General features: G+C 64.8%; 17 protein-coding genes. 3 read left to right on the forward strand and 14 right to left on the reverse strand.

Annotation, left to right across the window (positions count from 1 at the left end):
- The first annotated feature begins 25 nt into the window (after positions 1-25).
- Genes ACZ5B4_RS15130 through ACZ5B4_RS15140 form a run of 3 tightly spaced genes read left to right on the forward strand, consistent with a single transcriptional unit; the run spans position 26 to position 2,582 of the window.
- On the forward strand, positions 26-1,531 hold the full coding sequence (locus ACZ5B4_RS15130) for a DUF3592 domain-containing protein (protein ID WP_464912069.1): 1,506 nt from the start codon (positions 26-28) through the stop codon (positions 1,529-1,531).
- Positions 1,531-1,929: a hypothetical protein gene (locus ACZ5B4_RS15135; protein WP_464912070.1), complete on the forward strand. Its 399-nt coding sequence runs from the start codon at positions 1,531-1,533 to the stop codon at positions 1,927-1,929. The genes ACZ5B4_RS15130 and ACZ5B4_RS15135 overlap by 1 nt, the downstream gene beginning before the upstream one ends.
- Positions 1,926-2,582: a hypothetical protein gene (locus ACZ5B4_RS15140; RefSeq protein ID WP_464912071.1), complete on the forward strand. Its 657-nt coding sequence runs from the start codon at positions 1,926-1,928 to the stop codon at positions 2,580-2,582. Before ACZ5B4_RS15135 ends, ACZ5B4_RS15140 begins: the two co-directional genes overlap by 4 nt.
- Before the next feature lie 269 nt (positions 2,583-2,851).
- On the opposite strand, the gene ACZ5B4_RS15145 is transcribed toward ACZ5B4_RS15140, so the two are convergent.
- From ACZ5B4_RS15145 to ACZ5B4_RS15210, 14 genes are all read right to left on the reverse strand, one after another.
- A complete protein-coding gene (locus ACZ5B4_RS15145) occupies positions 2,852-4,408 on the reverse strand; it encodes an NADH-quinone oxidoreductase subunit N (RefSeq protein ID WP_464912072.1) in 1,557 nt (518 codons plus the stop codon).
- A gap of 40 nt (positions 4,409-4,448) precedes the next feature.
- On the reverse strand, positions 4,449-6,200 hold the full coding sequence (locus tag ACZ5B4_RS15150) for a complex I subunit 4 family protein (protein ID WP_464912073.1): 1,752 nt from the start codon (positions 6,198-6,200) through the stop codon (positions 4,449-4,451).
- A gap of 81 nt (positions 6,201-6,281) precedes the next feature.
- The gene (gene nuoL / locus ACZ5B4_RS15155; protein WP_464912074.1) at positions 6,282-8,336 is read right to left on the reverse strand and encodes an NADH-quinone oxidoreductase subunit L; all 2,055 of its coding nucleotides are present in this window, start codon (positions 8,334-8,336) and stop codon (positions 6,282-6,284) included.
- 19 nt (positions 8,337-8,355) lie between these two features.
- Positions 8,356-8,802, reverse strand: coding sequence for an NADH-quinone oxidoreductase subunit NuoK (gene nuoK, locus ACZ5B4_RS15160; RefSeq protein ID WP_464912075.1), 447 nt, complete (start codon positions 8,800-8,802; stop codon positions 8,356-8,358).
- 133 nt (positions 8,803-8,935) lie between these two features.
- Positions 8,936-9,700, reverse strand: coding sequence for an NADH-quinone oxidoreductase subunit J family protein (locus ACZ5B4_RS15165; protein WP_464912076.1), 765 nt, complete (start codon positions 9,698-9,700; stop codon positions 8,936-8,938).
- Positions 9,701-9,776: 76 nt separating this feature from the next.
- Complete coding sequence (gene nuoI, locus ACZ5B4_RS15170; protein WP_464912077.1) at positions 9,777-10,379, reverse strand: NADH-quinone oxidoreductase subunit NuoI; 603 nt, start codon at positions 10,377-10,379, stop codon at positions 9,777-9,779.
- A gap of 53 nt (positions 10,380-10,432) precedes the next feature.
- Positions 10,433-11,689 carry a complex I subunit 1/NuoH family protein gene (locus tag ACZ5B4_RS15175; RefSeq protein WP_464912078.1) on the reverse strand — a complete coding sequence of 419 codons (1,257 nt, stop codon included), beginning with the start codon at positions 11,687-11,689 and terminating at the stop codon, positions 10,433-10,435.
- 16 nt (positions 11,690-11,705) lie between these two features.
- Positions 11,706-13,337, reverse strand: a complete 1,632-nt coding sequence (locus tag ACZ5B4_RS15180) for an NADH-quinone oxidoreductase subunit G (RefSeq protein ID WP_464912079.1) — start codon at positions 13,335-13,337, stop codon at positions 11,706-11,708.
- Between the two features lie 33 nt (positions 13,338-13,370).
- Entirely contained in the window at positions 13,371-14,828 is a 1,458-nt protein-coding gene (gene nuoF / locus ACZ5B4_RS15185) for an NADH-quinone oxidoreductase subunit NuoF (protein ID WP_464912080.1), read from the reverse strand.
- A gap of 507 nt (positions 14,829-15,335) precedes the next feature.
- Complete coding sequence (locus tag ACZ5B4_RS15190) at positions 15,336-15,860, reverse strand: NADH-quinone oxidoreductase subunit NuoE family protein (RefSeq protein ID WP_464912081.1); 525 nt, start codon at positions 15,858-15,860, stop codon at positions 15,336-15,338.
- A gap of 107 nt (positions 15,861-15,967) precedes the next feature.
- Positions 15,968-17,194 carry an NADH dehydrogenase (quinone) subunit D gene (nuoD, locus tag ACZ5B4_RS15195; protein ID WP_464912082.1) on the reverse strand — a complete coding sequence of 409 codons (1,227 nt, stop codon included), beginning with the start codon at positions 17,192-17,194 and terminating at the stop codon, positions 15,968-15,970.
- A gap of 157 nt (positions 17,195-17,351) precedes the next feature.
- Entirely contained in the window at positions 17,352-17,849 is a 498-nt protein-coding gene (locus ACZ5B4_RS15200) for an NADH-quinone oxidoreductase subunit C (RefSeq protein ID WP_464912083.1), read from the reverse strand.
- Between the two features lie 17 nt (positions 17,850-17,866).
- The gene (locus ACZ5B4_RS15205; RefSeq protein ID WP_464912084.1) at positions 17,867-18,529 is read right to left on the reverse strand and encodes an NADH-quinone oxidoreductase subunit B; all 663 of its coding nucleotides are present in this window, start codon (positions 18,527-18,529) and stop codon (positions 17,867-17,869) included.
- A 100-nt stretch (positions 18,530-18,629) separates the two neighbouring features.
- Positions 18,630-19,163: an NADH-quinone oxidoreductase subunit A gene (locus ACZ5B4_RS15210; RefSeq protein ID WP_464912085.1), complete on the reverse strand. Its 534-nt coding sequence runs from the start codon at positions 19,161-19,163 to the stop codon at positions 18,630-18,632.
- Positions 19,164-19,461 lie beyond the last annotated feature (298 nt).

A 19,461-nucleotide genomic window follows, 5' to 3' on the forward strand; every position in this document is an offset into this window, starting at 1 on the left:
GCGCATCGTGGAAGGATTGCAACCCGTGACCCCATCGACGCAAGTGGTCTCCCATCACCGCGACCCGACCGAAACGGCATCCGGGCCGACGGCCGGGATGTGGGAGATCGCATTCTCAGCCGCCCTGTTCGTGTGCGGCCTGCTGGGGAGCGGGTTGGTGGTGGCCCTGTTGATCGTCCCCGAGTGGCGCGTCACCCAGCAATTCCTCCCCACCGTCTGCCGGGTCTTGGACGCCCGGTTGGGAACCACCGTCCGCGACGATCAAACGCTTTATCGGGCCGAGATCCTGATCGAATACTCGGTGGGCGGTCAAACGTACCGCGTTTGGACGTACGACATCCACACGGCGCGAGGCAACGGGTATGTCGCCGAGCGACCGCCTGTGGAGGCCGTCGTCCGCCAATACGGGCCGAGCGGCATTCGCCAGACGACGTGCTGGTACGATCCGCTGCATCCCGAAGTGGCCGTGCTCCAACGCGGCTATCGCTGGTGGGTGTGGCTGGTGTTTTCGATTCCGCTCTCGCTGCTGTTGATCGGGAGTTGGGGATTGAGTGTGGCTTTGTGGCGGCGGGGGAAGTCCGCCGAGCGCTTGGCGGTCCGCGGCGTGCCGCTGGAGGTGCTCCGATTGGAGCGGCGTCATCGCGATTCGGAGTATCCCTTCGTGCCGGAAATTCGGCCCGCCGCGATCGCGCCGGGCGTACGATTGAGCTACCGACTACCGGCGGGGACGGCCTCCGTTCGCGCCACGACGGCGTGGTTGGCGGCGGCCTTGTTCTGGAACGCCATGCTGGCGGGGCTGGTGGCGACCGCCGTTTCCCGCGGACCGCTGCATTGGAGCTTCCCCCTCTTCGTCGTCCCCTGCGGTGCGGTCGGCATCGCCTTGCCGGCGATTTACGTGCGGCAGAGCCGTCTGATTCGGGCGATGGGCCGGACCGCCGTGGAGGTCTCGGCCTTTCCGCTGGTTACCGGCGGCCGCTGCCAAGCCTATGTCATCCAAACCGGACGCCTGCGTTTGCACTGGTTCGAGGTGCTGTTGGTGTGCGAGGAGGAGGCGATTTTTCAGCACGGTACCAACCTCCGCCGGGAGTCGCGCCGGGTGTGGCAAAAGACCCTGCTGCGGCACGAAAAGTTGGAGATCATGCCGCACGTGCCGTTCGAATGCGAGGTCGAGTTCCAGATTCCCCCCGCCGCGATGCACTCCTTCAAGTCCCCCCACAATGAAGTGCGATGGCGGCTGGTGGCGCGCGTCAGTGCCGAGAATTACCCCGTCTTCGAACGGACCTTTCCCTTGGTTGTGTTGCCGGGCGAGCGCCGCCGCTGCCCTCCGCAGCCGGGCGTGCGATCCTCCGTCGCGGCCGCGCGCGTCGCCGACGATTTGGAATCGGATCCGGGGCGAGAGCATCCTGACGCGGGACCGAGCCTGACGCCGAGCGCGGCCCCGCCCGGCGACGCGGCTGCCGCGTCTACGGCTGAAAATGATGGAATCGGTCCCCCCCATCCCGAGCCGTCGCTGGAGGAAGGTAAGCTCTGATGGAACCGACGGTCCTGATCCGCCTCGACTCCCCCCGGACGACGTTTCAGCCCGGCGAAACGCTGTCCGGCGAATTCCGGCTCATGAACGTGACTCGGGAGCAGGTCCGCGCCGTCGAACTCTCCATCCTGTGGTATACCGACGGCAAGGGCGATCAGGATCTACACGTCCGCCACTTTGAGCGTTGGGCGCCGGAGACCGGCGACGTGATCGTTCCCGGCCGCGCGTTCCGTTTCGCCACGGTCTTGCCCAAAAGCCCCCTCAGCTACGACGGCCTGATTATCCGGATACGATGGTGTCTGCGGCTGCGCGTGTTTCTGAAGGACGGCGGCGAGGTTCAAGAGGAAATTCCCTTTCGATTGGGTCGCACGGCCCCGGCACGGGTAAAACTGGCATGACCGCTCCCGCTCCCAAGCATCCCAAGGTCGAGAACCCCTTCTCCGCGCGATTCGTGCGGCCGGGAGCGATTCCCTACATCTTTCCCGAGGGACGCTCCCCGGAGTCGGTCTTCGCCCTGTTTCAAGACCAGAATCGGCAAGGGGCGGTGGTCGGTCCGCACGGAGTGGGCAAATCGGCGCTGTTGGCCGCCCTCCGCCAATACCTCGCGGAGAAGAACGAGCCGTTTCTGCACATGGAGTTGCACAACGGGCAGCGATCCCTCAGTCCCGACGATCGGCAGAGGATGGAATCGCTTTGGGAAGGCACCGTCCTCATGGACGGTTACGAGCAGCTTCACTCGTGGTCGCGGTATCAAGTCCGCCGCCTTTGCAAGCGCCGCAAGCTGGGATTGCTGGTCACCGCCCATTCCGCCGTGGAGCTGCCCGTCATTTTCACACCCGAGCCGAGCTGCGATCTGGCCTGGCGGATCGTCGAATACCTCTTGCAAAAGGGGGAACCGCTGATCGCGCGGGAAGACGTGGAGGCCTGCTTTTCCCGGCACGGGGGCAACCTCCGCGAGATGCTGTTCGAACTGTACGACCTGTACGAGATTCGGCTCCATCCGCCGGTCAAACCGCGGGTCGAGGCGAGGCAGGGCGACGCGGGCACATGATCGCCGGGGCTGACGATCCCCGCGGAGCGCGGCGGTATGCTGCATGATCTCGGGAGGGCGGTCTTGCGTCGCGTCGGCCGCACGAACCGCTTAAGCACGGACGCAGCCGACACGGCACGCGGTCGACGCGGCACGCGGTCCTCCACGGCGTGGGTTTGCATCCGACGATTCGCCCCGAGTCATCCTTTGGGAGGCGGGCACTGCGGCGCGGGGTTTTTTTGACCCCCGGCCCGATCGCGTCGCCTTTACGGGAAGGTTGCCGCGCCACATCACCTGGGGAGGGAAGTCGCCCCGAGGGAGACTTCCACGATCGGGCGAGCGGCGGTGGGGCTGGCGTCGTGTGCGGCTTGGAACCAACCGCCGGGAGCAACGCCGATGGCCAAGGTCAGCACCAGGCAGACGAACACGGCGACCAGGGCGGGGCGGGAAACGACGGCGGTTTGCGGACGTTCGCCCGCGTCCTCGTCGGTAAAGAACAGCGCCCCCACCACGCGAAGATAATAGGCGGCCCCGATCGCGGCGTTGATTGCGCCGACCACGGCCAGCCAGAGAAGCCGGAAGCGAACCGGGGTCTCGCTGGGCGCGGCACCCACCTCCAAGGCGCTGAAGAAGACCGCCAACTTTCCCCAAAAGCCGGCCAGCGGCGGAATGCCCGCCAAGCTGAACATGAAGGCCGCCAACGACCAGGCGACGAACCGCGGCGTGCGGGCGGCGGACCGCCCCAGGCCCCGCAAGTCGTCCAAGCGTTCGACGGGCCGGTCGCCGTGCCGCAACGAGCTGAGAGCCGCGAAGGCGCCCGCCGTGGCGATCACGTAGGCGATCAGGTAGAAGAGCATCGCGCCCGCTCCGTCCCACGGGTGATCGCTGGGGCGTCGGTACGTCATGGCCGCGGTCAGACCGATCAGCATGAAGCCGGCATGGGCGATGGAGGAATAGGCCAGCAAGCGCCGCAGATGGGTTTGCCAAAGGGCGATCACATTGCCCACCGTCATGGTGAGGACGGCCACGGCGAGGACGGCCTGCCAAACAGGCCCCCCCCATCCGACCATGGTGGCCAAAAGGAGCTTGATCACGGCCGCCATGCCCGCTGCTTTGGGAAGCACCGACAGCAGCGAGGCATTGGCGTGGGATGTTCCCTGATAGACGTCGGGGGCGTAGAAATGGAAGGGGACGGCGGCGATCTTGAAGGCCAAGCCGGTGAAGACCAGCACGATGGCGAAGGCTCCCAAGGCGGAGTCGCCCGGCATTCCCGCCGCGCTCGCCCAAGCGTACACCAGGCGATCGAGCCGCAGCGAGCCGCCCAGGCCGTACACGTAGCTCAAGCCGTACAGCAATACGGCCGAGGAGAGGATGCTGAGATAGAAGTACTTGCCTGCCGACTCTTGCGGCAACGCGCCGTCGCGATCGAGGTAGAGCAGGATGTAGGAGGCGACCGAGATCAGCTCCAAACCGAGGAAGAGGGTGATCAAATCCCCGGCTCCGCCCACCAGCATCACGCCCAACACGGCGGACAGCAGACAGGCCGCGGACTCGGCCTCATGTCCTTCGGCGGCATCGGCCCGCATGGATGCCAGTAACACCATTCCCAAACCCGGTGCCAGCAGGCGAAAAAGGCCGTTGAAGGCGGCATACCACGGCTCGGAGGCGGCAACCCCGTGCCACCATCCGGTTTGAACCGCGGCCACCGCCCCGGCGAAGATCAGGGCGAACCAGGCCGTCAGCCGCGCAGCGCGTCGAACCGGGGGAAATGCCCCCAGAAAAAAACAGGCCGCGGCGGCCATGCCGAGGATCAACTCCGGAATCATGTCTTGCAATGCCGTTCCCATGGGATATGCACCGTTTAGCGAAAGGAGGCGTGCCGGGCGATTACGGCCCGGTACTGTCATCCGTGGTTTCGAGGACGGCTCGGGATGCCGCGGCGGGCGGCGCCGGGCGAGGGAACGCGTACCCGACCTCGTGAAGCGGCGTCCCCGAAGCCGCTCCCCGGCTCGCGACGGAGGGCGGCGCATCCGGCCGTTCCGTCTCAGTCGCGGGCGGCGCGGCCGCCGCCATGGCCCGGCCCGAGAGCGCCTGGAGCGTGGGCGTCATCCGGGCCAGAAAGTACGAAGGCTGCACGCCGATCCAGACGATGAATACCGCCAAGGGTGCCAGGGCGAAGACCTCGCGGGCCGTGAGGTCGCGGACCCAGCCTTGTCCGGTGTAAGGATCGTCTCCCCCGTGGGACCCGTGATGGTTCGGTCGCTCAGGCTCCTTCAGCTCGCCGAAGAAGACCCGGCCCACCAGTTGCAGCATGTACCAGGCCGCCAAGACCACGCCGAAGACGGCGGCCGCGGCCAAAGTCAGTTCGCCGGGGCGGAACAGCCACGCCCGCTGGAACATCCCCGCCAAGATCAGGAACTCGCCCGCGAACCCGTTCAAGCCCGGCAGACCGATGCTGGAAAACGTCAGCAGAAACATAAAGAAGGCCAGCAGAGGCAAGCGCCGCGCCAAGCCTCCGAACGAATCGATCCGCCGCGTATGATAGCGCTCGTACAACATGCCGACCACGGCGAACAGCCCCCCCGTCGCCAACCCGTGGTTGACCATCTGAAGCAACCCCCCGTGCAGGCCGAGCGGATTGAGGGCGAACAAGCCGAGCACGCAATACCCCAGATGGGCGACGCTGGAATAGGCGATCAATCGCTTGATGTCGCTCTGGGCTAGGGCGGTCAAGGCCCCGTAGATGATCCCCACCGCCGCGAGAAACAAGATCCAAGGGGCGCAGGCTGCCGCGGCATCCGGCAGCAGGGGCAGACTGAACCGCAGGAAACCGTAACCGCCGATCTTCAGCAGAATCCCGGCCAAAAGCACGCTTCCCGCCGTGGGGGCCTCCACGTGCGCCAAGGGGAGCCATGTGTGCAGCGGGAACAGCGGCACCTTGACCGCGAAGCCCGCGAACAAGGCCAGGAATATCCACATCTGCACGGCCTGGGGCAATTGGCCGGCGGCCCGCAAGGCACCGAGCTGCTCCGTCAGACGCGGGATGGAGAAGGTCAACACGCCGTCCGGTTGCAAATGCGCATTGTAGACGGCCAGGGCCAGCAGTCCCAGGAAGGTCAGCACGCTGCCGGCCAGTGTAAAGAGGAAGAACTTCACGGCCGCGTAGCGCCGTTCCTCATGTCCCCAAATGCCGATCAGGAAGAACAGCGGGATCAGCGTGGCCTCGAAGAAGACGTAGAAGAGCAGGACGTCGCGTGCGGCGAAAACGCCCAACATGCCCGTCAGCAGGATCAACAGCAGGCGATAGAACGCGGTTGCGCCGCGGTCCACGGCGTGCCAACTGACCAAGACCGCGGTGAACGTCAACAAGGCGCTGAGCGGGAAGAGCCAGACGCTCAAGCCGTCCAAGCCCAATCCGAACCGCAGGTCCACGCCGGGAAAGCGGCCCGCCGTCCAAGAGGTCTCCCAAACGGCGAAATCTCGGACGCCGGGGGGGAACGAAAAGGCCAGGTAGCCGCTGAGGAGGAGCGTCAGCGTGACGACCAGCAAGGCGGCGCGGCGTGCGTTCTCGCGGCGCTCGCCGACCAGGAGCGTGCCCAGCAAAGGCAGCAAGACGGTAATCAGCAAAAGCGTGCTCATGTTATCGGCAGTCCTTCCCTCCCCGATGCGGCGCCGCCCGCGTCCTTTCCCACCGATGTGCGTCCTTCCACGAAAACCCTCTCAAATCAGGATCAAAGCGGCCAGCAGGGCCAGCATGCCCAGCATCATGGCCGACGCATACCACGGGATCAGGCCGGTTTGCACGTCGCGCAACAAGGCCCCGACGGCCTTGGGAACCAGACCGACCAGGTCCGCCAAACAGTCGATGATGTAGCGATCGACCCAAGCCGCCGCGGTCGCCAGGCCGCGGAGCGGCCGCACGAGCAGCAGGCCGTACAATTCGTCGATGAAGACCTTGCGGTAGGAGAGGGCGTAGAGTCCGACCGCGCGGGCCGCACTGGCCGCCGCACGGAGCGGTCCCGGCGGACCCAGGTACAGGATCGCGGCAGCGGCGATCCCCGCCAAGGCCGCCAGAGTGCTCAGCACGGCCACCAGCGTATGGGCGTCGTGTCCGGCTTCTTTCCCGGCGTGCGCGGCGTGTTCGGCGACCGGGGCCAGCCCCGGCGTCTTGCTCAGGAATTGCTCGAACCAGCCGGTCGGGCCGAAAATTCCGCCCACCGCCAGCGAGGCGACCGCCAGGATCACCAGCGGAGCGAGCATGATGGGCGGGGATTCATGGGCATGGCGGCCGGCCTCGACGGGCACCAGCTCCTCGCCGTGAAACGTGCGGAAGAACGCGCGGAACGTATAAAAGGCGGTCAACAACGCGCCCGCCAATCCCGCATAGAACAGCAGCCGGTACACGCCGCCGACTTCGGACTTGTACAGCGTCGCCAGGATTTCGTCCTTGCTGAAGAAGCCCGACAGCGGAAACACGCCGGCCAGCGCCAAGCAGCCGATGAGGAACGTGACGTAGGTCCAGGGTAGGCGGCGGCGGAGGCCTCCGATCCGCTCCAGGTCGATCACGCCGCCCATGGCGTGCATCACGCTGCCCGCCCCCAAAAACAACAAAGCCTTGAAAAAGGCGTGGGTGAAGAGGTGGAACATGCCGGCCGCCGCTCCGACCACGCCGCCCACGGATAGGCCGAGAAACATATAGCCCAACTGGCTGATCGTGGAATAAGCCAAGATGCGTTTCAAATCGTTTTGGGTCAGGGCGATGTAGGCGGCCAACAAGGCGGTGAAGCCGGCCGTGCAGCCGACGACCGTCAGCGCGATGGGCGCGGCCTCGAACAGGGGCATGCTCCGCGCCACCATGTAAACGCCCGCGGTGACCATGGTGGCCGCGTGAATCAGGGCGCTGACCGGCGTGGGGCCTTCCATCGCATCCGGCAACCAGACGTGCAAGGGGAATTGCGCGCTTTTGCCGCACGCGCCCGCGAACAGCAACAAGGCGATCGCCGCGGCGACGCCGCCGTGCACATATCCCTCGCCGCCGGCCGACGTCCGCACGCCGCCCAAGATGCCCGACGAAATCAGCTCGCCGGTCTGGGCGTTCCAGGTGTCGTGAAAATCGAGAGTCCCGTACAGCGACCATATCAGAAAGATGCCGAGGGCGAAGCCGAAGTCGCCGACGCGATTGACCAGAAAGGCCTTCTTGCCGGCCGCGGCGGCCTCGGGCTTTTGATACCAGAAGCCGATCAGCAAGTAGCTGCACAGGCCGACCGCCTCCCAAAAGACGTACAACAGCGCGAAATTGCTGACGGAGACCAGCATCGTCATGGAAAAGATGAAAAGGCTGATGTACGTGAAGAATCGTGCATAGCCGGGGTCGTCGTGCATGTAGCCGATGGAATAGACCGCCACCAAGAGGGAGATGCAGGTGACGGTCACGAGCATCACGGCCGTCAAGGGATCGATGCGGAGCGTAACGGCGATGTGGAAGCGGGCCAGATCGAAGGCCCCCGCCAGGGGCGCGGCCGCCGCGCCTTCCAGCGCCGGCTGCCGGATGTCGGCCCAACTCCAGAGACGGACCGTCGCGGCGAAAGGTTCCTGCGACGTCGCCGACGCGCGATAGACCAGCAGCAAAAGCACGAGCGAGGCCGCGAAGGCGGCCGCCGCGGCCGTGACCGTGGGCACGTGGCTGCTCGATTTCAGCACGCGACGACCGAGCAAGGCCGTCACGAACGCCGAAACCAGCGGCATCATCGGAATGAAGACGATCAGGTATTCCATGGAGCGATCATCCCTTGGCTCAAATCCGGGGACGATAATCGGTCAACTCGGCGGGAATCTCCGGCCGCCGCCCCACGGTGGGCAGCCGCGGCCAGGCGGGCGGTTGCGCCACGGTCTCCAAATCGCCGGGCGGGACGGCCTGCGGCGGCACGGTATCCTCACGGAGCCGGGCGAGGAGCGCCACGTCCAGGCTGCGTCCGCTCCGAAACACGGTCAGGACCAAGGCCAGGGCCACGGCCGCCTCCGCCGCCGCCACCGCAATGATGAACAGCACGAAAAGCTGTCCCTCCGCGCCGCCGTGATACCGTCCCCAGCCGACCAAGGTCAACCCCACGCCTTGCAACATGATTTCCACCGCCAGAAACATCAAGATCAGGTTGCGACGGCAGAGAAAGCCGATCATGCCGAGGGCGAAGAGTCCCCCGCCGGTGAGCAGGTAGTGATGGAGCAACGCCGCATTTCCCATCGATGTCGCCTTTCTTATCTTCTCCGCCGCGGCGGCCGCGATGGCTCGCCCTCACACTCGACCGTTGCCGCGCCGCCGCCACATGCCGCGGCAGCCGGCGGATCGGCCTCCGTCCTTCCCTTGCCCGAGCGGCTCAAGGAGGATTGCCGCCCAAATCTTGCAGCGGTTGCAACGGCCGGCCGATGATCACCGTGGCTCCCACCAAGGCCGCCAGCAAAAGCAGCGCGACGATTTGCACCGCCGCGAAGTATTCCAGATAGAGTTGCCGCCCCAGGTCGGCCGCTCGCACGACCTCCGCGTGACTCGGCGCCGCGCCGCCCCAGGCCGACGGCTCCGCGCCGGCCGACGGGCTTTCCTCGGCGGCTCCGGCGACCGAAGCCGGCGGAGCGACCAAGGCCGGTTCTCCCCGGCCCACGGTGCGGGCGAGGCAGGCCGACAACATGCCCACCAGGGCCAGGCCGATGACGGGCGAGACGAGCGGGCTCCAAGTCGTGAGGTACCGCGGTTCGCGGCCGTCCGGACGATCGAGCATCAGCAGAAACAGGAACGTCACCAGAATCGCGCCCACATACACCACCACCGTCGCCACGGCGAGGAATTGCGCCCCGGAATACAAGATCAGTCCTGCCGTTCCTAAGACTGTCATGCCGAACCACAGGGCGCAGTACAGCGGCCTGCGCGTGGTTACGGCGGCCACCGCCGAGATCAACGTGAAAAGCGAAAAGACCGAGGCCGAGACGCCGTCCAGCCAGGTGCCGATGGGCCTCAGATGTGCCGCGAACAATCCGACGGCCGCCGCGATCGGCAACCAACCGATACTCTTTCGCGGCAAGGTACCGCCCGGCAAAAGCCACCAGAGCCCCAGCGCTCCCAGTAAGACGGCCGCTGTTTGCAGCATACTCGTTCGTTCCTTTCCAAAGTCCTCCCTCGCCGGTCCGGCCGCGGGCCGAAGCTCGGCCGGGCGGCGCCGCCGATCACGCGCCCGCCGCGGCGGATGAACCCCCGCCGGAGTCGGTCGCGCCGTCGTCCCCTTCACTCGACCCGCCCCGCGCCGCCTTCTCCAGCACCCAAAGCGGCGGCTCGGCGTCCTTGGTCTGATCGTAGATGCTCAACAGCTTCTCTTTGTCGAAGATCATCTCCTCGCGGCTATGCCCTGACAAGTCGTAGAGCGTGGTCAACTCGATCGCATTGACGGGACAGGCCTCCTCGCACATCCCGCAGAAGATGCACCGCAGCTCGTCGATGTTGAAGCGGACCGGATATTTCTCCCGGTCGGGCCAGGGACTGGGGGCTGCCTCGATGTCGATGCAGTGAGCCGGGCAGGCTGTGGCGCACAAAAAGCAGGCCACGCACTTCACGCGCCCCTGCTCGTCGCGATTCAGCCGATGCACGCCGCGATAACGGAGCGGTTCGGGGAAGTTGTGGCGCTCTTCCGGGAACTGCACCGTAACCTTCCGCCCCACCAAATGCCGGACGGTGGTCGTCAAACCGTCGATGAAGAGCGGCAGGTAGGTCTTTTCCAAAAAAGTCATTTCCGGCTCTTCCACCCACCGGATGCTGGGATCGTCTTGTTTCATGCCGTTATTCCACCTCGGTATCGATCACGTAGGGGGCGACGTGCCCGGCCGGATCAGGCACCGCGCGGGCCTTGCGGGACGAGCGCGGCATCCGCCTCCACCACCGTCCGCCGCGGGGGCGGCGTCAGGCGGCGCGGCCGATTGTCGTAATGCGGCGCCGCCACCAGGGCCGTCACGAACCAGGTCGCGACCAAAAGTCCCGCGTTGGCCGCCGCCAGCGGCCAGGCCGTACTCCAACCGCCCGACCAAGGATCCTCTTGAACGAACTCCAACCAAAAGGCCAAGAACACCAATTGCGCAAGTCCCCAGGGTACCATCACCTGCCAGGCCAGGGCCATGAGTTGATCGAAGCGGAACCGCGGCCAACTCCAGCGGATGAGCATGAAAAAGAACACGACCGCCAGGACCTTGGCCAAGAGAACGGCGACGCGAAGGACGGCGATGGGCCAGGGAGCCGCCTCTTCCGCGCCCGTCAAACCCCAAAAATGCCAGCCGCCCAAAAAGAGGATGACGATCAGGAAGGAGGCCGTAACCATGTGCAGAAACTCGGACACCAAATACATCATCAGCCGCATGCCCGAGTATTCCGTGTGGTATCCGCCCACCAGCTCTTGCTCGGTCTCGGGGAGGTCGAAGGGCAAGCGTCCGGCCTCGGCCGTGGCGGCGACGAAGAAGACGATGAAAGCCAGGGGATGCAGGAAGACGTTCCACACGCCGCTGTGGGCCTGCTGCGCGACGACATCCTCGACCCGCAACGAACCCACCGCCAAGACCAGCGTCAGAACCGCCAGGCTGAAGGGGATTTCGTAGGCGATCAATTGGGCGGCCCCGCGGAGCGCGCCGAACAGGCTGTATTTATTGTTGGCGGCCCAACCGCCCAAAATAATGCCGTACACGGCCACGCCGTTGACGGCGAAGATGAACAGCAGCCCGGCATCGAAGCCCGGCAACAATCCCAGCGGAATCGGCGGCCGGTCGCTCGCCCATTGCAGCGAGCCGAAGGGGAAGACGGCGTAGATCAGGATCGCCGCCGTCAAGGTCGCGATGGGGGCGAGGGTGTACAGAATCTTGTCCACGTGGCCGGGGACGAACTCCTCCTTGAAGATGAACTTCAATCCGTCGGCGATGGGCTGGCCCAGTCCCCACAGCCGGATGTTGGTGAGCGGAATGCCCGCCCGATTGGGACCCAAGCGATCCTGCACCCAGGCGGCCACCCAGCGCTCGACCAAGACGAGGTACGCGGCCGCCGTCATCAAGGCGCCGATGATGATGAAGACCTTGACCAGGACCGTGACGAAGAACACGATCATACTGCGGTGATCTCCTTCAAGCGGTGCCCTGCCGCGGCGCGACCTCGGCCAATCGATCGACGCGCAGGTCGATCCCGACGTCGGGAATCTCGCCCGAGGCGGCGCTGAAATAGGTAATCTCGGCCGCGATGTCGCTGAGCACACGTCGCGGATCGTAGAGCCCGGTTCGTCCCAACAATTCCCAGAACAACGGCCCGCAGGGGCGATTGCCCAACGGCGGCCGCACCGCCCGGCGCGCGGTCTGCAACCGGTGTCGGGCGTTGACGTAGGAACCCTCCGTCTCGGCGAAGGCCGCGGCCGCCAGTACGTAGTCCGCCGCGTCGCTCAACGGAGAGGGGAATAGGTCCTGCACGACCAGCAGTCGGGCGCGCCGCATGCAGGCGGCGGCGGGCTCGTCGATCCACGGCCGGACGTATCCCCCCGCGACCCAAATCCCGTCGAATTCCCCCTTGCCCGCCGCTTCCAGCCACTGCGCATAACTCGGCCCGTTCGGCCGGAAGTGGGAGGCGATCTCCTCCACGCCCAAACGATTGGGGCATTTTTCGGCCGAGATCACGAAGCCTCCCGCAAAACGTTGGTCGTCGCCTTCACGGGGGATCGGTCCGACCACAATCTCCGCCGCGGCGTCCAGCCCGCGAATCCACTGACAGGCCAAGTAGGCCTCCTCCACGGTCAGGAACGGCGACAGAACCAGGGCGAGTTTTCTCGCCGCCCGCAACTGCTCGGGAATATCCCGCAGAAAGACGTTCCAGTCGAGCGGCACTTGGGAGTCGCCTTTCCGCCGCACGACCCCGCGCAGCCGCTTGGGGTCGTGAACCCGAGGATAAGCGTAGCGTCCCGCGTTGCAAATCCACCATTGGTTCACCGCCGGGTTTTCCCGCGGCTTGATGCGGTACACGCGGTCTTGATTCTGTTCCACCCAAATGGAGCAACCGGTGGCGCAAAGGGTGCAGACTCCCGCGCTGCGGCGGAGGTACCAAACCCGCTGCTTGTACAGAAAGTCCTTGTCCGCCAGGGCGCCGACGGGGCACAAATCGACGACGTTGCCGGAAAGCGGGTTATTCAGCGGCTGTTCGGGTAGAACGTCGATCTCTTCTCTCGCCCCGCGATGGATCACCAGCAGCTCGCTGGTGCCGGAAATCTCGCGCGTGAACCGCACGCAGCGGCTGCACATCACGCAACGATCGACGAACAGCGTCACATCCCCCAGATCGCGTTTGCGGCTGGTGAACGGGCGAATCTCGGCCCGTCGTTCCCCCTGTCCGTACTGGAAGTGATAATCTTGCAAATAGCACTCGCCGGCCTTGTCGCAGATGGAGCAGTCGATGGGATGCCGCAACAGGAGGTCTTCCTCGACCATGGCCCTCGCCCGGGCGACCTTCTCGCTGTTCGTCACCAAGACCGTGCCGTCCTTGACGGGGGTATTGCAGGCCGGCATGAGCTTGGGCAGCATGATGACCCGGCCGGACTCGGCGTCCCTCGTGCCGGTCTCCACCAGGCACATCCGGCAACTGCCCACGACGGACAGGCCCGGGTGCCAGCAGTAGTGGGGAATCTCGATGCCGGCCCGAGCGGCGGCTTGAATGCCGTTCAGGCGTTCGCCGGGATTCAATTCGATCTCATTACCGTCGATGTAGGCTTTGGGCATGTCTTTGCCGATCTCGATCCGTACCGTCGGGCGCTAGGCGAGGGGCAGCGTTTTCCGCCAAGGCGCGGAGCCGGCCGCCTCCGCGGGCAAGTTGCGGCCGTCGCTCGCCCCGCTTTGCGATTGCGTATTCTCCAGCCGCGGCATCACGGGACCGTACCCGGCCGGCACGGGATGCGTCGCCAGGTAACCGCGGGGATTGGTGCGGCGGATGTATTCCTCGAATTCCGGGCGAAACTTGCGGATGGCGTTCTTGATGGGCCAAGCCGCGCCGTCCGCCAGTCCGCAGATCGTCGTGCCCGGGATGATCCCCATGCCGTCCGCGATTTCCAACAACAGGTCCAGGTCCTTGAGTCGTCCTCCGCCGGCCTTGATCCGCTCCATGATGCGGAGCGACCACGACGTACCCTCGCGGCAGGGCGTGCACTGCCCGCAGCTCTCATGGGCGAAGAACCGGCAACTGTTATACAAGAAGTCGATGAGGGAGCAGGTGTCGTCCATCACGATCAGTCCGGCCGTGCCCAGTCCCAAGCAACCGGCCTTGACCGGGCCGGTGAAATCCATGGGGACGTCCAGCTCGTCGGCGGTGAGCAGTCCGGTGCTGAGGCCGCCGGGTACGACGGCCTTGACCTTGCGTCCGTTCCGGACGCCGCCCGCCCAATCGTCGATGATGACGCGGCACGGGACGCCCAAGGGGCCTTCATAGCAACCGGGCCGCTGCACGTGCCCGCTGACGCAGTATAGTTTGGGGCCGAAACTTCCGGGATCCTGGGACTGGTTCGGGTCGGGGGGCGTGCCCAGCGAGCGGAACCACTCCGGCCCGCGCTCCAGAATGTGCCGTACGCAGGCCAGCGTCTCCACGTTGTTGACGACGGTGGGCTTGCGAAACAGGCCCTCGACGGCGGGAAACGGGGGCTTGATTCGCGGCCATGCCCGCTTCCCCTCCAGGCTCTCGATCAGGCCCGTCTCCTCGCCGCAAATGTAGGCCGCCGCTCCGCGATGGATGTAAATGTCCAGGCAGAAGTCCGAGCCGAGGATATTCTTCCCCAGATACCCGGCCTCGTAGCACTCATCCACGGCCTGCTGCAAACGGCGCAACGAGAGCGGGTATTCGTAGCGGAGGTAGATGTACGCGGTGGAAGCGCGGGTGGCGTAGCAACTGAGAATCGTCCCTTCCAGCACCTGGTGGGGATCATGCTCCATGAGCACGCGATTGCAGAAGGTGCCCGGCTCGCTCTCGTCGGCGTTGACGCACATGTAAACGGGACCCGGGTGGTTAGCGGGCAGGAAGGACCACTTCAAGCCGGTGGGAAACCCTGCTCCTCCCCGCCCTCGAAGACCGGATGCCCGAACCGCCTCCACCACCTGCGCCGGGGTGCATTCGCGGAGCACGCGGCGGAGCGTCGCATAGCCGCCCCGGGCCTCGTACACAGCCCGAGTGTGACTATTTTCCACGCCCACGCCGGCCAGCAATACCGGCTCATAATCGTCCACGGAACCGCTCCCTTTCGTCGTACTTCCCGGCCGGTTCGCTCTCATTCTCGACCGGGCGCCAAACTCGTTTCTCGCTACGTCACGGGCGACGCCGTGCTCTCTAGTGCGAAAAGAACCGCCGTTTCCCGGCCGAACCATGCCGGTTTCGACCCGATCCCGCCCTCCTTGTAAACCGTGAAAGCCGCGCCTTGAAAATGTTCGCCCTCTTCGGAATCGCCGACGTCATCGGCAAAAAAATTGGTCGCTGTTAAGAATTGGTCGCTGTTATATGTCAGGATCGGTTCGTCTATCGCGCCGGTCATTCCGTAGAGGGTATCGAGCGTTGCACTCACCCCCAACAGACTATGGTCCGTATCGAAGCCGTTTTGTCGTTACTGTGCAGTTACGCTGCCGTTTTGTAGTTACTTTGCAGTTACCCTAATCGCATGAGTCGTGGAGAATCGCCTTTTCCGGCCGCGAGTCGGTCTCGCTGAGATTGATCCGTTTGCTGTGGAACGGCATCTCTTGCTACCGAATCTCGCGGTCTTTTAAGGAGTCGATCAGGCGATCCAGTTTTTCGCGATTCATGTTTCCGTACAGTTCCTCGTTGACCAAGACGGCCGGGGCGAAATCGCACGCCCCGAGGCACTCCGCGTGTTCCAGCGTGAACAAGCCGTCGGGCGTGGTTTGGCCGGGATGGACGCCCAACCTCTCTTCCAAGTATCCCAGCAAGTCCTCCCCGCCGCAGATGGCACAACTGAGGGATCGGCACGCCCAGATGCGAAACCGTCCCAGCCGGCCGTCCTGCTTGAAGAAACCGTAGAAGGAGAGCGTGTCCTGGATTTCGGGGGCGGGCACCTCCAAGATGCGCGACAATTGACGAACGGCAGCGGGCGGCACGCATCCCAATCGCTCCTGGATGATGTGCAGAGCGGGCAAGACCACGGCCCGCCGCGTGGGATACCGCGGAAAGAGCCGCCGCACGGCCTCTTCCATCTCGGACGTGATGGGTTGTTCGCAGTTGCTCTCTTCCATGGACGTACCGATACTCATATCCTCTCGCATCCTCTCGCAGCGCTCGCCGGCGCCCGGCGCTCATCGTCGCCCGCCGCCGACCTTTCGCGGAATCCGGTCGCGGGGACTCGACCGCGCGGCCCGCTTCACCGATCCAATTCCGCGGCGATGATGTTCAGGCTTCCCAAAACCGCCACCACGTCGCTCAAATTATGCCCGCGAATCAGGTGCGGGAACAACGCCAAGTGGAGGAAGGAGGGCGGACGGCACCGCGCTCGATACGCGAAGTGCGAACCGTCGCCCACGATATAAAAACCCAGCTCGCCGTTCGGCGATTCCGTGGCGCAATACACCTCTTCGCAGGGGACCTCGAAACCCCGATTCGTCATGATCAATTCGAAATGCGTAATCAGGCCCTCGATCGTGGAGTGCACCTGCCACTTGTCGGGCAAGGCGGCGCGGCCGGCGGGAGCCACATTGACCGGCCCGGACGGCAGGTTCTCCACCGCCTGCTCGATAATTTTCAGGCTTTCGCGCATCTCCGCCATGCGGACCAAATACCGCGCGTAGCAGTCGCCCGCCGTCATGCAGCAGACCCGAAAGTCGAAGTCCGGATACGCCAGATACGGCTCGTCCTTGCGGAGGTCTCGGGTTACGCCGCTGGCCCGGGCGATCGGTCCCGTGACGCCGCGGTTGATCGCCTCCTCCTTGGTCAAAACCCCCACCCCCTTGGTCCGGTCGATGAAAATGCGGTTGCGGTTGAGCAGCCGCTCCATGTCGTCCAAGGCCCGGGGCATCCGCCGCAGAAACTCGCGGATCAACTCCAGGGCCTTGGGCGTGGCATCGTACATCAGCCCGCCCACGCGAGTATAGCTGTTGGTGAATCGCGCCCCGCACAGGGCCTCGAAAATGTCGTAGATCAATTCGCGGGGATTGAAGGCGTACAAAAAATACGTGAACGCTCCGGTGTCCAATCCCACGGCGCCGTTGCAGACCAAATGATCGGCGATCCTGGCGAGTTCGGCAATGATCACGCGGAGATAGCGGCACCGCGGCGGCACCTCGATCCCCATCAACTTCTCCACCGCCATGTGCCAGGCCACGTTGTTGGCCATGGGCGAAATGTAATTCATCCGGTCGGTGACGGTGACGTATTGGTTATAGTCGAGATACTCGCCCAGTTTTTCGAAGCCGGAATGCAAATAGCCGATATCCGGCATGGCATCCACCACCCGCTCGCCGTCCAGCTTGAGGATCAAGCGGAGCGTGGTGTGCGTGGCCGGGTGCTGAGGACCGAAGTTCATGGTCCACAGATATTCCCGCGGCTCATCATGCGCCAGATTACCGGCGGTCGTACTTTGATAGAGCGGCATGGCCTACCGTCGCTTGAGAATTCAACTACCGTCTTTCGTTATCGATGCTCGCCGTCGCCTCGTGCAGGCGGCGCGGCGGAGCGTTCCTCCGTGCTCCCGATGTCCGCGGAGCAGGACCCTCGTCATCGGATCAGGTCCCCGTGCGCGGTGTGAGGCCTTAACCCATGTCGCGGGTCACGATCGGCAGATTGTGGCGTTCTCCCAGCCCTTGCAGCGGATAGTCCTTGCGCAAAGGATGGGCTTCGAAGGTCTCCGGGAGCAGGATCCTCCGCAGGTCGGGGTGCCCGGCGAACCGGATGCCGAACATATCCCAGACCTCGCGCTCCAGCCAGTCGGCGCCCGCCCAAAGGTCGGTCGCGGTCGGAACGACGGGGTCGGGATCGTTGACGAAGGTTCGCACCGTAATCCGCTCGTTGGTCTCGGGATTCGCCAATAAATAGACCAAGCCGAAGCGATCCTTGGCGCCCGAGTAATAGAGATAGTCCACGCACGTAATATCCACCAGCAGCGTGAGGCCGATCTCGTCCTTCAAAAACTCCAGGAGATCGTGCACCGCGGACGCAGGGATGCGGACCCGGTGCTGACCGCGGAATTCGCTGATCTCGGCGTCGGGAAATCGCTCTCGGATGCGTTGCAACGTGGCTTCTTCGGTCATGGGGGACTTCGTCGGGCTTACGTTTCGGTGGTATCAACGCCCAATCGCCGCGGCTCTTCCGCTGCGGGCGGGGCGGGAAAGGTCGGCCGTGCGGCCTCCGCCGGCTCTCCCAGCGGCAACAGACCGGCCGACACCGGCAGGACGGGGCGGTTGGGGTCCGCCAAGAGCAGCCGCGGAGGTCGGCTCCGCCGCGGGTCGTGCAGCTCCTTGCCCCAGGCCGTGCCGGCCTTTTGGATCTTTTCTTGCAGGTCGATGATGGACTGGATCAACTGTTCGGGCCGCGGCGGGCATCCCGGCACGTACATGTCCACGGGAATGAAGCGGTCGATCCCCTGCACCACGGCATAGGTGTCGAAGACGCCGCCGGTGGAGGCGCAGGCACCCATGGAAATACACCATTTCGGCTCGTGCATTTGCAGCCAAATCCGCTGGAGCACCGGCATCATCTTCATGACCACGCGGCCCGCCACGATCATCAGGTCGCACTGCCGCGGACTGAAGCGGAAGACCTCCGCTCCGAACCGGGCCAGGTCGTGCCGGCTGGCGCCGGTCGCCATCAGTTCGATGCCGCAGCAAGCCGTGGCGAAGGGCATGGGCCAAAGGCTGTACTTGCGGCACCAATTGACCAAGGCGTCGAGCTTGGTGATGACGACGTTATCGGGGAGATCGACCGGGGTCATTGCGGTTGTCCCATCGCTGTCCTGGCTGCTTTTCCATCTTCGGGGGAAAGCTCCCCGGCATCTCCGCGAGCGGAATCCGGGATGAGGTCGTCCCCCCGACTCAATGGCGAAATACGCCTTTTCTCCAATCGTATACGAAGCCCAGCGTCAAAATCGCCAGAAACAGCACGCCCCCCCAAAAAATCAGCGATCGCCCCGTGCCGGACAGTGCGTCCGCAGCGGTTGCCGCGCTTGGCGCGGAAGCCGCCGCCTTGATTTGTGAGGCGTAGGACGCGGCCGAATCCATGGCGCCCGATCGCGACGCCGCGGTGGGCGAAGCGCCGCTCGCCGACGGCTCGTCAACCGCCGACCGGGCCGCTGCGTTCGGTGTTTGGCGGAGGGAGACGGCCCACGGGTACAGGAACAGAAGCTCCACGTCGAACACCAGGAACGCCACCGCCAAGAGGTGATAGCGGATGTTCAATCGCCGCCGGGCGTCGTGGAACGGGTCCACGCCGCTTTCGTAGGGCATGGCCTTGACGGGGTTCGGCCGGCGCGGCCCCGCCAAGGTACCCACCACGATCAGCGTTATTCCCACCGCCGCCAGCACGAGGATGAACAGGGTGATGGGCACGATCGAGATGTCGAAGGCCATGATGTTCTCGATTTCCTACCGAGTTCGGTATCACTCAGGTTTCCGGAAGCCGCATCTCGATACGGGACGCCGTTTCGGTTCTGCCGTCCGCCCTGCCCGTGCCCCTTCCGTTCCGTTAAGCGACCGTTCTTAGAACGGATTGGCTTTTGGAAGCCCATTCAGGCGCGCACGGACCTCAATAACCCCGTCGGATGTCCCGGCACCACCCGTTACCAAATCTTGCTAGGACCGGCCCACCGGCAGATTCCGCTCGTGCGGCACGCTCGCGTAGAGCAATATCATCTGACAAATCAGAACA

The sequence above is a fragment of the Thermogutta hypogea genome (genome assembly GCF_055386265.1).